13 protein-coding genes are annotated in these 14067 nt (G+C 61.4%); 6 read left to right on the top strand and 7 right to left on the bottom strand.

Translation table 11 applies throughout. The annotated features are described in order from the left end of the window. Positions 1-65: 65 nt before the first annotated feature. The gene (locus ND528_RS10150) at positions 66-1682 is read left to right on the top strand and encodes a L,D-transpeptidase family protein (RefSeq protein ID WP_263470243.1); all 1617 of its coding nucleotides are present in this window, start codon (positions 66-68) and stop codon (positions 1680-1682) included. Positions 1683-1817: 135 nt separating this feature from the next. Here the strand turns inward: ND528_RS10150 and ND528_RS10145 are convergent, their stop codons facing one another. The 6 genes from ND528_RS10145 to ND528_RS10120 all read right to left on the bottom strand — a co-directional run bounded on the left by ND528_RS10145 (position 1818) and on the right by ND528_RS10120 (position 9393). Beyond that, a complete protein-coding gene (locus ND528_RS10145) occupies positions 1818-2660 on the bottom strand; it encodes an NAD-dependent protein deacetylase (protein ID WP_263470242.1) in 843 nt (280 codons plus the stop codon). Between the two features lie 54 nt (positions 2661-2714). Continuing rightward, positions 2715-3761, bottom strand: a complete 1047-nt coding sequence (locus tag ND528_RS10140; protein WP_130911049.1) for a class I SAM-dependent methyltransferase — start codon at positions 3759-3761, stop codon at positions 2715-2717. A 149-nt stretch (positions 3762-3910) separates the two neighbouring features. Further along, positions 3911-4981 carry an NAD(P)/FAD-dependent oxidoreductase gene (locus ND528_RS10135; protein WP_263470241.1) on the bottom strand — a complete coding sequence of 357 codons (1071 nt, stop codon included), beginning with the start codon at positions 4979-4981 and terminating at the stop codon, positions 3911-3913. Next, the gene (locus ND528_RS10130) at positions 4944-7127 is read right to left on the bottom strand and encodes a hypothetical protein (protein WP_263470240.1); all 2184 of its coding nucleotides are present in this window, start codon (positions 7125-7127) and stop codon (positions 4944-4946) included. Before ND528_RS10130 ends, ND528_RS10135 begins: the two co-directional genes overlap by 38 nt. Before the next feature lie 218 nt (positions 7128-7345). Beyond that, complete coding sequence (locus tag ND528_RS10125) at positions 7346-8656, bottom strand: ATP-binding protein (RefSeq protein WP_263470239.1); 1311 nt, start codon at positions 8654-8656, stop codon at positions 7346-7348. After that, positions 8653-9393: a response regulator gene (locus ND528_RS10120; RefSeq protein ID WP_039762337.1), complete on the bottom strand. Its 741-nt coding sequence runs from the start codon at positions 9391-9393 to the stop codon at positions 8653-8655. Before ND528_RS10120 ends, ND528_RS10125 begins: the two co-directional genes overlap by 4 nt. A 297-nt stretch (positions 9394-9690) precedes the next feature. Between ND528_RS10120 and ND528_RS10115 the strand changes: the two genes are divergently transcribed. From ND528_RS10115 to ND528_RS10095, 5 genes are all read left to right on the top strand, one after another. Further along, positions 9691-9954: a DUF2790 domain-containing protein gene (locus ND528_RS10115; protein ID WP_016775158.1), complete on the top strand. Its 264-nt coding sequence runs from the start codon at positions 9691-9693 to the stop codon at positions 9952-9954. Positions 9955-9987: 33 nt separating this feature from the next. Further along, on the top strand, positions 9988-10410 hold the full coding sequence (locus ND528_RS10110) for a hypothetical protein (RefSeq protein WP_073471218.1): 423 nt from the start codon (positions 9988-9990) through the stop codon (positions 10408-10410). Positions 10411-10497: 87 nt separating this feature from the next. Beyond that, positions 10498-11709 carry a cytochrome c biogenesis protein DipZ gene (locus ND528_RS10105; protein ID WP_212616597.1) on the top strand — a complete coding sequence of 404 codons (1212 nt, stop codon included), beginning with the start codon at positions 10498-10500 and terminating at the stop codon, positions 11707-11709. Positions 11710-11982: 273 nt separating this feature from the next. Beyond that, positions 11983-12255 carry a DUF4242 domain-containing protein gene (locus tag ND528_RS10100; RefSeq protein WP_137214877.1) on the top strand — a complete coding sequence of 91 codons (273 nt, stop codon included), beginning with the start codon at positions 11983-11985 and terminating at the stop codon, positions 12253-12255. A gap of 33 nt (positions 12256-12288) precedes the next feature. Then, a complete protein-coding gene (locus ND528_RS10095) occupies positions 12289-13101 on the top strand; it encodes a class I SAM-dependent methyltransferase (protein ID WP_212616596.1) in 813 nt (270 codons plus the stop codon). Between the two features lie 134 nt (positions 13102-13235). Here ND528_RS10095 and pcsA read toward each other — a convergent pair whose 3' ends face one another. Beyond that, entirely contained in the window at positions 13236-13958 is a 723-nt protein-coding gene (gene pcsA / locus ND528_RS10090; protein ID WP_130911042.1) for a phosphatidylcholine synthase, read from the bottom strand. Positions 13959-14067: the final 109 nt, after the last annotated feature.

The following is a 14067-nucleotide window of genomic DNA, read 5'->3' as shown; positions in this document are numbered from 1 at the left end:
ACTGTTCAGCGCACCTGATGTAAGGTTGACCGTCATCTGGACGGCCATGGATTGGAGTAAAGCAGTTGTTCAAAAAGTACGCATGGTACTTGAGCATTTGTTTGCTCGCTGCGCCGTTTGTCGCTTGCGCCGATGAGCCGCTGCCCCCGCTCGAAACCCTGCCGACGCCGGAAACGCAATTGCCGGTCGAGCCGCGCAGCCCGTTGCAGGCGGTTTTGATCAGTTTGGCGCAGTCGTGCCCGGCCATCGCTCCGCGTCTCAATGGCCCGGCGTTGAGCCAATTGCAGGCGTTTTATGAACAGCAGGACTGGATGCCGGTGTGGGCGAGTGAGTCGGCACGCTTGCCGGCATTGCGCGCGCAATTGCAGCTGTTGGCCGATGATGGGTTGAATCCGAATCGCTATGCGGTCGCGACGACACCGCCGCAGGATGGCGAGCTGTGCGCCGACATCGACATCAGCCGCAACTATTTGCAGGCCTTGCAGGATCTGCATTACGGCCGTCTGTTGCAATCGCATTTCGAACCAGTGTGGCGTGTTGACGGCCCGCCGACCGATCGTCAGGCGCAACTGCTCAGCATTGCCGTGCCGGGCATGAACGACATTGCTGCGGCGTTCAACCTGGCCCGTCCGCATCTGCCGCAATATCAAAGCCTGCGTCAGCTGTATGCCGCGCAACGCTTGCAAGCGTTGCCGCAATGGCAGCCGGTGGGCAACGGCCCGTTGCTGCGCCCGGCGATGGAAGACCCGCGCGTGCCAGAACTGGCCCGTCGTCTGTACAGCGAAGGTTATCTGGCACACGCACTGGTGCCGCCGGACAACGCCTACGATGACGTGCTGGTGGAAGCGGTGAAGCATTTTCAGGCCAGCCATTCGTTGCAGGCTGACGGCGTGGTCGGGCCGGGCACCATTGCCGAGCTGAACATCAGCCCGCTGACCCGCCGCGATCAGTTGCGGGTCAATCTCGAACGTTTCCGCTGGATGGCCCAGGACATGGAGCCCAGCGGGCTGGTGGTCAACGTGGCCGCCGCTGAGCTGACGCTGTATCAGGGCGGCCAACCGGTGTGGCAGACCCGCACCCAAGTTGGCCGCGCCGAACGCCAGACGCCGCTGCTCAAATCCCGCGTCACCCGGCTGACGCTGAATCCGACCTGGACCGTACCGCCGACCATCTGGAAAGAAGACAAGCTGCCGGAAATCCGCAAGGACCAGACTTTCCTCAGCCGCCAGAACCTGCAAGTGCTCGATGCCAACGGCCAGCCTCTGGCAGCGGCGGACATCGACTGGGACAACCCCGGCAACATCCTCCTGCGTCAGGACGCCGGCCCGCGCAATCCGCTGGGGCAAATGGTCATCCGTTTCCCCAACCCGTTCTCGGTGTACCTGCACGACACGCCAAGCAAGGCGCTGTTCGACAAAGGCCCACGGGCGTTCAGTTCCGGTTGTGTGCGCGTCGAGCACCCGCTGCAACTGCGCGATCTGCTGCTGTCCCCGGCGGAAAAAGCTCGCACCGAGACTTTGCTGGCAAGCGGCACCACCCATGAATTTCGCCTGTCGGCGCCGGTGCCGATCCTGATGACCTACTGGACGGCGCAAGTCGACAGCAGCGGCCATGTGCGTTATGCGCCGGACATCTACAGCCACGACAGCGCATTGCTGGCGGGGCTGGATCGGGCGCATTGAGTCCGGCACCAGCACGGCAGTCAAAGATCTGAGTTCGATGAGCGATTTAAGGTCGACGAATCCCGTACAAACACCTCGGTCGGGAGAGGGCTAGGGTGAGGGGCCGATTTCAAGCCGAACCCATTACTCAAAATCTCACCGCCCCAGCTCCTCCACCAACCAAGGCAAAAGCTCCTCACACGACCCTTCAATCTTCAAATCGAGCAGATCATCCGCCCGGGTCTTGCCCAGATTGATCGCCATCAACGGCTTGCCACGCTCGGCGACCACCCGGCACAAGCGAAACGCCGAATACGCCATCAACGACGATCCCACCACCAGCAAACCCGCCGCATTCTCGGCAGCGGCCAGCGCCCGCGCTGCCGTCGGTTGCGCCACGTTCTCGCCGAAGAACACCACATCCGGTTTCATCCGCTCACCCGCGCAATGCGGGCACTGCGGTACCTGAAAGCGCGCTTCAAATGCCGGGTCGAGCAAGGTATCGCCATCCGGCGCCTGCACCGCATCAACACCACTCAGGTAGGGATTGTGTGCCTCCATCTGCTGCTGGATCGCATCGCGCTCGCTGCGTTGCCCGCAATCCAGGCAGAGCACTCGGTGCAGGCTGCCGTGCAGTTCGATCACATCGTGGCTGCCGGCCTGATCGTGCAAGGTATCGACGTTCTGCGTGATCAAAGCGCTGATCCGGCCACGCTGTTGCAACGTCGCCAGCGCCTCATGCGCGGCATTCGGTCGGGCCTGACGCACGCGCGGCCAGCCGAGCATCGCTCGCGCCCAGTAGCGCCGGCGTGATTCCGGGGCGGCAAGAAATTCCTGATACATCATCGGCTGCCGCCCACGACGCACACCGTCGCTGTCGCGATAGTCCGGAATGCCCGATGGCGTGCTGATGCCGGCGCCGGTCAATATCAGGAATTTATCGTCGGCCATGGCCTGCAACAGCGTATCGAGATGTTCGCGGATCGGACTATCGAGCATGCTCAGCACTCCAGAATGGGCAGTGCTGGCAGGTTAGCACGCGATCCGCACGGGTTACTTGCGCGCCTCCAGAATCAGGTTGAACGGCGTCTGCGTGGCGCGGCGGAACTGCTTGAACCCGGCCTCGACAAAGACTTTGCGCAGGCGCATTTCCCCAGCCTGCGCACCGAGCCCGAGGCCGACTTCCTGGGACAGCGAATTGGGCGTGCAGATAAACGTCGAGGCGGCGTAGAACAGGCGCCCGACGGCGTTGAGATTGTCGTCCAGTTTGTCGTTGGCGAACGGTTCCACCAGCAACACCGTGCCATCGTCTTTCAGCGACTCATAAGCGTGGCGGGCGGCGCCGACCGGGTCGCCCATGTCGTGCAGGCAGTCGAAAAAGCAGATCAGGTCGTACTCGCCGCCGGGATAGTTTTTCGCCGTGCCCTCGAAAAATCTGGCGCGATTGCCCACGCCACCTTCTTCGGCCCGTTGCGTGGCGACTGTGACTGACGGCGCGTGGAAGTCGAAGCCGACAAACTGCGATTTGGGAAACGCCTGGGCCATGATCACCGTCGAGGCGCCGTGGCCGCAGCCGATGTCGGCAACCTTGGCCCCGCGTTCCAGCTTCGCCACCACGCCGTCGAGCGCCGGCAGCCATTCGGCGATCAGGTGACCTTTGTAACCAGGGCGGAAGAAGCGTTCGGTGCCGCTGAACATGCACGGGTGGTGATCGCCCCACGACAAGGCGCCATTGCCGCGCATGGCCTTGACCAGTTTGTCCTTGTCATGGAAAAACGACGCCACCACGCCGAGACCGCCAGCGACGTACACCGGCGAATCCTCCACGGCCAGCGCCAGTGCCTGTTCTTCCGGCAAGCGAAACTGACCGTCAACGTGTTCCATATAGCCCGATGCGGCATGGGCGCTGAGCCATTCGCGTACCAGGCGCGGATTGCAGGTGGTTTTTGCTGCGAGGGCTTCGGGGCTGATCGGTTGGCTGTCGGCCATTGCCCGGTACAGACCGAGTTCTTCGCCGACGATGACATTGGCCAGCATCGCCGCGCCACCCATGTCGTTGACCAGTTTGCCCATGAATTCGTTGAGCTTCGCCTCATTCATCACGTGTGCTCCTGAAACAGGATCACCGTCCGGCGGCGTTGAATGTCGAGGCAGGCGCCACCGGGCGGTGGTCACGGATTGGGGCAGGGCACAGCAGACGTCCTGCGGCCCCCTCGACTGGGTAATGAATGAGTCTAGTCTTCTTTTGCTCAATCAGTGCCCAGCCATCGGGGCGGGAACGGGTGCTGACGATAGAAACTGCGCAGCTGTGTCAGGTCGTGCTCATACCAACAGCGCAGCCATTGTTGATACTGCGCTTGCGCGGCAGTTCGCAGTAATGGTCGGTACAGGCTGTCATGGATAGCTTGGGCGGCCTGCATGCCGCTCATCAACGCCTTGAGCACACCGTGCGACGAAGCCGGATCGAGTCGGCATGCAGCATCACCTACGAGAAGGTAGCCGTCACCGGCAACGGTCGCGCTGATGCGCCAGCTTACCTCGGCTCCGCGTATCGTCCCCGATTGCGGTAATGCCTGGAGGTCTTCGGGCAGCATTTGTCTGGACTGCCTGACGGTCTGTAGTGCGTCGGTTTCAAACGCAAGGTGTGTCCAATGGGTCAATTGCGGCCCAATCCGGGCGACCCATGTCCAGCCATCCGTCGTGGCCAGCAGGTGCGGATTGCTCGCGTAGCGGGCCGGCTGACCGTGCATATATCCACAGCGGGCCACTAACACAGGAGAATCGATTTGCTCTGTCAGGTGCAATTGGCGTCCAAGCCAGCCGGCTGCACCACTGGCATCGATCACGTACGAGGTGTAAAGGCAACCGGCGTCGGCTTCTACGCCGATTACCTGTTGCCCGACCGTGAGAGCGCTGTGCGCCCGACACGGCTGGTATATCTCTACACCCGCTGAAGCGGCTTGCTGTAATAACGCGGCGTCCAGTAGCACGCGGCTGATCTGGAAGCCGCGCCACGGGCCAGTTACGTCCGCGCCGAAAGCGTTGAAGCGCGGCGGACCGTTCCAGTGCACCCATTGACCCTCAAAGCGCAGGGTTGACGAGACACAGAGCAGATCGGCGACGCCCAGTTGTCGCAATAACGGTTCGATACCCGGGTGCAGGCTTTCGCCGGGACGGAAGCGGGGAAACGCCTGACGCTCGAGCAAAGCCACGCGCAGTCCACGGCGGGCACAGCTGATGGCGCTCGCACAGCCCGCAGGTCCTGCGCCGATCACTACGACATCAAAGTGTTTCAACCGCGACCTGCCAGGGGCCTGCATCCTGTTTCATCAGGATGAGATCAGTGCTGACAAACAGCAGGACCTGACGCTCGACCTCGACGTGACGCAACTTGAAATCATCATCGGCAATGCTGACGGCTCCGCGCTTGTACATCGAAAAACGCTGCACCCACCCCTCAAGGGCAACGCCGGCTTGCTGCTGTGCGTTGTCGAGTTCGTTGTCTGGTCGCTGCACCTCCAGAAACGACAGCAGTGGCCAGGCATTGCGCCGGGCATTGTCCCTGTCAGCACCAAGCGCGCGGTAAACCCTGTACATCGAGACGACGCGTCTTTCATACGCCGTTTGCGAGGTGTGGCCGGTCAGGCGCAGAGAAAACCGGCCTTGCAGGGCGACCTGTGTGTAATCGGCGTGGACGTAGGCGTGGTACTGGGCAAACAGGCGATTGTCTTCAACGATCAGTTGCGGGCCGCGCTGGTCGTCCCAGGCAATGGCGCCGCCCTGGCCGATTTCCTTGTCGGTCAACGGAATGATGGTGTGCAGGCTTGAGCGTGGTTCGAAGACTCGCGCCGAGTCCGGTGCCACCCCCGGCCAAAAGGAGCCCAGCGCCGCGCATATTTTTGCGTCCTGGGGAAACGGGCTTGCCATCTGATAGCCGGCCAACACGTTGATCCATTGCGCATCCGGGGTTTTCTGCCGAACCCATCCTACCTCCCAGCCCGGGCCGAAAACTCCGGCAGCGCCGTCAGGCAGCGAGGAGGGTCGTGGACTTGGTGCGGGCGGGATTTGTGACAGATCGCGCGGGCACGGTTCAGCCGAGGCGACAATCGCCGTCACCCCTCGGTCCGTATGCGAGAACAATTGATCCTCGAGATTCAGGTTGGCGCAGTACCGCACGTTCGAAAGTGCTTCGAGGCGGGCGTGCCAGACGTCGGAGTCAGGCAAAAGCGGCTCTTCGCGGACCCAGTGCAACAGTTTGCGCTGGCTGCACAATGGGTAAAAATCCGGAGGACCGATAATCGAATAAGCGGCCACCGTCGGCAGAAGGTCGTTGAGTGCCGGGCAATCTGGCCGGACCCAGCCGTCGGCGGTTGCGTCCTGATAATGCAGAGCCTCATAACCACCTTGTCGAACCAGTGCTTCGACATCTGCACGGTCGTTCAGGTTTTCGATGCTGCCATCTGCGTTGACCTTGTGCCGACCATGCACCATGCCAGCGGTGTTGGCTGGCATTAGAAACGTCAGCGGTCGGCCGTCGATCTGGGCGGGTTCGACCAGTCGCGCTTTCGACTGTGGGACCAACAGACCCGCGCCCAATTCATCGGCTGGCGCCCAGTCGGCCAGATTTTCGGTCACGACAAAGGGTGCCTGGCTGATTTGCGGTTCCTCCCAGCCAGTGCCGCTGTGACGTAAATGGATATGCCGCAACTTCTCGTTGATCTGATGGTTTTCCAGCGTTACCGACAATTCCATGCCCGCCAGACACTGGTCCCCATCGAACAGTTTGTGCAGCGGCACCCAGAAGTCCAGCTCTGGATCGACTTCAGCCTGAAAGTCCATGGGGCCGAAGCGCTGCGCATCGCCGCGCAACTGCATGGCAATGTAGGCGCTGTAGCGCACCGGCATGACCCGAATGCCATGCACGTCGTCGTCGACAAATGGCAAAAAGCATCGCTGTCTGGCGTCATATCGGGCGGGCGCGGTGCCGACGCGGGCAATGCCGGTGCGCGAAAAGCACAGGTCGGCGTGTCGGCCGTGCACGGTGTCGGCGGCGCAGCGATATTCACTGGCAAAAGCGACCACCGCCAAAGGTGCGCCTGCGGCGGTCAGCCGCAGTTGATCGAGAGTGGGCGGGGCGATGCTGTAGACATAGTTCAGCACGGTTTCGATTTCGCCCGGCGTCGGAAACAGCAGCAGATCTGTTCCGGTTTCATCGACGGTCACTCGCGGTGACGCCAGTGCGTGATAAAGCAGACTGCGCGAGGGCACCGCTGCTTCGATTGCGCGCGTTCCGTCAGGGGCGAAATCTTCGAATCCGCTCAGGTTGCGGTCAATCTTCATCGGCCGCACAAGTTCGGCTGCCAGTGGCTCCGCAAGCAGATCAAGGCCATGGGCCAACATCAGCGAATGCCAGCCGCCGGGGGCCAACCGGCGACACACGTGTGTCACGGATTCGAGCAGAGTCATGGCTGATCCTCGTTACGGTTCGCGAGCCGTCATCAGACAGCACAAGGCTGATGCCCCGCTACTGTCAGGTCTGACAGTAGCGGGGCGTCTGGACATGCATAACCATAGGGGCCTTTGCCTGGGCGTAACAGTCGGGAGATTCCGACGAGGTTGTAGGCAGATGCCTGCTGTTTGGATGGAAACAGCAGGGGGCAGGAGGGAAATTTAAACGGTGGCTATCAGCCGGGCAGCGGCAACTTCAGCTCAGCGCACAACCCGCCGCCTTCACGATTGCTCAACAGCAGCGAGCCACCCAGCGCCATTGCCAATTGCTGGGCGATCGCCAGTCCGAGTCCGGTGCCGCCGGTGTCACGATTGCGCGAGTTTTCCACGCGGTAGAACGGTTCCAGTACCTGCGCCAGTTCGGCCTCGGCGATGCCCGGGCCGCGATCGAGGACTTTCACCGACAGGCTGTTGCCCTGCGCTTCGACCTGCAATTGCGCGGCGCCGGCGAATTTCAGGGCGTTGTCGGTCAGGTTCACCAGCACTCGGCGCAGGGCCTGCGGACGGGTTTCGATTACCGCTTTGCTTTTGCCGCCGAGCTGCACGTCCTTGCCCATGTCCTGATAGTCGAAGACCAGGCTGTCGAGGAACGAGTCGAGATCAGTACGCCGGCTTTCTTCGGTGGCGCCGTGAACGCTGCGGGCGTAGGCCACGCCTTCGCGCACCAGATGCTCGATCTCGCCCAGATCGCTGCTCAGTTTGTCTTTCTCGACGGAGTCGTCCATGAACTCTGCGCGCAATTTCATCCGGGTGATCGGCGTTTGCAGGTCGTGGGAAATCGCCGCGAGCAGTTGCATGCGTTCTTTCAGGTAGGCGGCGATGCGCGTCTGCATGGCGTTGAACGCCCGTGCCGCGTGGACGACTTCGGTCGGCCCTTGCTCGTCGAGCTTGATCGGGTGAGCGTTGGGGTCGAGGGTTTCCACGGCGTTGGCGAGGCGGGTGAGGGGACGGATGGCAATGCGCACGGCGAGCCAGGTGCAGAGGATCAGCAACGCCAGTTGGCCGAGCAGCACCACCGGCAACCACGGTGACAACGGCACCATCGCCGGGCGGATATCGATGGTCACCGGGCTGCCGTCGCTCAGGCGCAAGTGGCCCTGGAAATGTTGTCTCGGACCGCCGGGAACTTCGGTAAACACGATTGGATAAGTGTCGCCGATGGCCGCCGTAATCGAGGCGATCGCGACGGACTTTTCAGCCGAGGTCACCGGCATGCCCGGTTCGCCCTCATTGAGCAGGTAGCCATAATTGCGCCGGGCCAGACGCGGCAGCCAGGCCTCGCGTTCGACGGCGGGCAGGCGATCGAGGATGGCCATCGACGTCGAGACGTCGGTTTCGAGGTTGCCGAGCATGGTGCTTTTCGCGCTCTGGTAACGCTCGTAATACTGCGCGCCGAACGACAGGCCCTGCGCCAGGATCAGCCCGATCAGGAATATCAGCGACAGGCGCGAGGCGAGGGTACGCGGCCATTGCAGCTTGAGTTTCATGCCGACGCCCCAAGCAGTTCGACCGGCAGCGAAAACACATAACCTTCACTGCGCACAGTCTTGATGTAGGCCGGTTCGCGGGCATCGTCGAGCAGACGTTGACGCAAGCGGCTCACCAGCAAATCAATGGAGCGATCGAACAGATCGGCCTCGCGGCCCTGGGTCAGGTTGAGCAGTTGATCGCGGCTGAGCACCCGTTGCGGATGGTCGAGGAACACCCGCAGCAGGCGGTATTCGGCGCCGCTGAGGGCAACCATGGTGCCGTCGCTGTCGAGCAGGTGGCGGGCCGAGGTGTCCAGTTGCCAACGACCGAACGCCAGCAGGCGTCCGGCTTCGGTGACCACCAGATTCGGCGGCAGCATGCGCGTGCGGCGCAATACGGCGTTGATCCGCGCCAGCAGTTCGCGGGCGGCGAACGGTTTGGTCAGGTAATCGTCGGCGCCCATTTCCAGGCCGATGATGCGGTCGGTCTCATCGTTGCGCGCGGTGAGCATCAGCACCGGCGTCGCCTTGTGTTTGCCCACGCGCAATTCGCGGCACAGCTGCAGGCCATCGTCGCCGGGCATCATGATGTCGAGCACGATCAGGTCGACGGTGTTGGCATCAAGGAAGCTGCGCATCTGCCGGCCATCGGCGACCACTGTCGTGCGCAGGCCGTTCTTCTTCAGGTAGTTGCCTACCAGTTCACGGATCTCGCGATCGTCGTCGACGATGAGAATGTGATCGACATGTTCCATCGGTTCAAGCCTCTGTCAAAAGGGGAATGCCGTGCAGTCTATAGCGCCGTGGAACGCACGCCTGCCTGCCTTTGTATTGCAGTGTATCTGCCCCGACGGCGGATACACGCCGACGCAAAATCACGATTTTTTCGGGGTTTTGTATCGCTCTGTATCTACACACTGCAGGGATACACAACGAGTGATTCTCGTCCTTTCCTGACACAGACGCGATACCTCGAAGGCCTCAAATAGGCTCCATCGAGGCACACACAGACCGCCTCGGCTCAAACCCACTGAAGCCTTGAGGACTACACCATGAACAACAAATCCGTATTCGCCGCCTGCCTGTTCGCCGCGCTGAACATCTGCACCCTGTCGGCCCACGCCGAAGCTGACGTCAGCCGGCAAACCTACACCTACGGCACCCATCTGGATATCCAGAAAGTGCTGTCGATGACCGAAGACACCTCGGTGACCTGCGGCATCACCGAGGCGCGCATGACCTACCTCGATTCCGCCGGCAAAACCCGCGAGCTGGATTACAGCAAATTCGCTGACGGCTGCAACAACCAGAACTGAGTCATCCCTACTTTTTCTGCAAGGAGTTTTGCCATGAACAATGTTTCGCGCTTTCTGACCGCAGCAGCCTTCGCCTTCACCGGTGCCGCCGCCCACGCCAACAGTGCTGTGGAGCAGAGCAGTTGCGCCAGCAGCACCTGCTTCCAGCTGACCACCGTGGCGAAGGAGGGCAGCGATGCCTTGATCGCCGCTGACGGCTCCAGCCGCACACCGCAGGGGCAGATGGTTGCCGCTGACGGATCGAGCCGCACACCGCAGGGGCAGATGGTCGCCGCTGATGGTTCCAGCCGCACACCGCAGGGCCAGATGGTCGCCGCTGACGGATCGAGCCGCACACCGCAGGGCCAGATGGTTGCCGCTGATGGTTCCAGCCGCACACCGCAGGGCCAACTGGTCGCGGAAAACGGTGCCAGTCGTACGCCTCAAGGGCAGTTGCTCGACGGCCAGACTGCATGAGCCACGGCGTAAATAAAGCGAGCTAGCGAGGGACGTTTCCCTCGCTGGCCGGTTGCGTGCCCAGCCCCCACTTCAAGGTGACCCCTTATGTACCTCATTGCATTTCTCGGCGGTCTGCTGACCGTTCTCAGTCCGTGCATCCTGCCGGTGGTGCCGTTTCTGTTCGCTGGCGCCAACCGTACCCGTTCCTCGATCTTCCTGACTCTCGCCGGCATGGCGCTGACCTTTGCGCTGATCTCCAGCCTCGCGGTGGTCAGCAGCGAGTGGGTGATTCAGGCCAGCAACACCGGCCGCCACGTTGCCTTGCTGGTCATGGCGCTGTTCGCCCTGTCGCTGATCTCGGCCCGCGTCGGTGACTGGCTGACCAGGCCGTTTGTCGCGCTCGGCAATCGTCTCGATCAGGACACGCGTAAACGTGCAGGACCGATGGGCTCGATCATGCTCGGTGTCGCCACCGGCCTGTTGTGGGCGCCGTGTGCCGGGCCGATCCTTGGGGTGATTCTGACCGGCGCGATGTTGCAAGGCGCCAATGCGCAGACCAGCCTGTTGCTGCTGGCTTACGGCGTCGGCAGTGCCTTGTCGCTGGGCACGTTGATCTTCGCCGGACGCGGTCTGGTCAATCGGCTGAAACCGTCGATCCCGTTCAGCGGCTGGTTGCGTCGCGGTGCCGGGGTTGCGGTACTTGCTACGGTCGCGGTGATCTCGACGGGCGCCGACAAAACCCTGCTCGCCAATACCTCTTCCGAGGGCGTGGCCAGCGTCGAGAAAAACGTTCTGGAAAACGTGCCGAAAGTGGTCGACTACTTCGTCAGCAAGGTCCGCGCCGATTCAATGATGGACGAGGCCCGGGGCGCGATGCCTTCGCTGTCGGGCGCTGTGCAGTGGCTCAATTCACCGCAGCTCAGTGCCGAATCCCTGCGCGGCAAAGTGGTCCTGGTGGACTTCTGGACCTACGACTGCATCAACTGCCAGCACACCCTGCCGTACGTCAAAGACTGGGCGCAGAAATACGAGAAGGACGGCCTGGTCGTGATCGGCGTGCACACCCCCGAGTACGGCTACGAGCGCATCATCGACAACGTCAAGGATCAGGTGAAAAAACTCGGTATCACCTACCCGGTAGCGATCGACAACGACTACGCGATCTGGCGCAACTTCAGCAATCAATACTGGCCGGCGCATTACCTGATCGACGCCAAGGGCCAGGTGCGTTACAGCCACTTCGGCGAAGGTCGTTATGCAGAGCAGGAGCAGATGATCAAGCAGTTGCTGGAGGAGGCCAAGGCACCGGCCGCCTGATCAACACAACAATGGCTCATGGGTCGCCGATCTTGAGCCATTGGGCTTTTTCCCTGATTTCTTCCCACGACATGCATCCCATGCTCGCTTCGCGACGTACCGTGTTTCATGAGCTTGACAGATCTTCACCGCTCATCGGCAAAGTGCCGTATTTATAGGGCTGACGGACGATTGGCAAGGACGGCGGCCGGTGCTGGCGCGATAGTGAGCGGGCGAGGTCGTTATCAATCTCGCAACGTCGCCAACACTTATAAAAAGAACAGTGAGGTTGCCATGCCCAAATTCGTGATTGAACGCGAGATTCCAGGCGCAGGGAAGCTGTCAGAGGACGAACTCAAAGCCGTTTCGCAGACTTCCTGTCAGGCACTAAGGGATCTGGGGCCGCAAGTGCAGTGGCTGCAGAGCTATGTGACTGCCGACAAAATCTATTGTGTGTATATCGCTCCCGATGAAGAACAGGTGCGCGAGCACGCCAGGCTCGGCGGTTTCCCGGCCAACAGCGTAGCGCGAGTGGTGCGGGTGATCGATCCGACCACTGCTGAATGACCTGCGTATGAATCTGCCACGGAGCTCGCTGCGATGAGTACCCCGATTGATCTCACTGCCCTGAAGGAACGTCAGAAAGTCGCTTGGGCCAGTGGCGACTACGCCGTGATCGGCACCACTTTGCAAATCGTTGGAGAAAGCCTCGCCGAGGCCTGCGATCTGCGCTGCGATGAAGAAGTGCTGGATGTCGCCGCCGGTAACGGCAACGCGACCCTGGCAGCGGCGCGGCGCGGTTGTGTGGTGACCTCGACCGATTACGTGGCGGCACTGCTGGAGCGTGGTCAGGATCGCGCCCGGGCCGAACATCTGGAGGTGATTTTTCAGGTGGCCGATGCCGAGGCGCTACCGTTTCCCGATGAAAGTTACGACGCCGTGCTGTCCACGTTTGGGGTGATGTTCGCGCCTGATCAGGTCACCGCCGCTGCTGAACTGGGGCGGGTCTGTCGTCGCGGCGGGCGGATCGGAATGGCCAACTGGACGCCGGAGGGCTTCGTCGGGCAGATGTTCAAGATTCTCGGCCAGCACCTGCCGCCGCCAGCGGTTGCTCAGCCACCGTCGAACTGGGGCTCGGATGCGTGGCTGCACAAGCAGTTCGATGATCGCGATTTTCTTGTTCGGGTATCCCGCAACCACTTCAATTTCCGCTACCGCTCGGCGGCGCATTTCATTGACATCTTTCGCCACTGGTACGGGCCGGTGCACAAGGCATTTGCGGTGTTGTCGGCGGAGGCCGGGCAGGCGCTGGAGGATGATCTGACCGAGTTGCTCAATCGCTCGAATCGCGCGGGGGAGGCGTCGCTGGTGGTGCCGAGTGAATATCTGGAGGTGGTGATTACCAAGCGCTAGTCCACATCGGATCTCCTGATTGATGAATATCTCTGTGGGAGCGAGCCTGCTCGCGAAAGCGGTGTGCCAGTCAACCTTGATGTTGATGGAACCACCGCATTCGCGAGCAGGCTCGCTCCCACAGGGGAATGTGCTTATTTCAAATGGCCGCGATCAAACCACTCCAGCGCCGTGCGCCAGATGCAGATCCCGAGGAAATAAGCCGACATCAGCAACCACAAACCCATCACCAGCGGATTGATCACTGGGTGATTGAGCACCAGCGACAGGCTGCACAACAGCCAGATCGCCGTCACCGCGATATTGATTGGCATGAAACGACGCACGCGGAACGGGTGCAGGAACTTCATCCGCGTCACCGTCAGCAATGCCAGCGCGATTACGGTGAGGAAGGTAATCCACGGTCCCGGACCAATGATGTACAAACACAACGCAACCACGTTCCAGGCCGCCGGGAAGCCGACAAAATAGTTGTCCTTGCTCTTCATGTTGACGTTGCAGAAACAGAACAGCGACGACACGAGGATCACCGACACCGTCAGCAACAGGGTGTAATCAGGCAGGGGAATGTAGCGGTAGATAAACAGTGCCGGGATGAATACATACGTCAGGTAATCGATGACCAGATCGAGGATCGAACCGTCGAAACTCGGCAGCACCGATTGCACGTTTACCTTGCGCGCCAGTGCGCCATCGAGGCCGTCGACGATCAGCGCCACGCCCAGCCACATCAGGCAATGGATCGGCTGGTTTTCCAGCAGGGCGAGGGTGGCAAGAAAGGCGGTGACCACGCCAGTCGCGGTAAAACCATGGGCGCCCCATGCTTTGAGCCTGGCGATGTGTACGGTGGATATCACGGGGGCGTTCTCCAGAAAGTGAAGCAAGCCGGGTATCGCCCATTATCAGAAAGGGCGTCGGCAAACCGGGTCGGGTTGCAGCTATCGACCGGTTTCGCCGGGATAAGGT

This window comes from Pseudomonas mercuritolerans (assembly GCF_025706525.1).
Classification (GTDB): domain Bacteria; phylum Pseudomonadota; class Gammaproteobacteria; order Pseudomonadales; family Pseudomonadaceae; genus Aquipseudomonas; species Aquipseudomonas mercuritolerans.
This window is presented reverse-complemented; position numbering and strand designations above follow the sequence as displayed.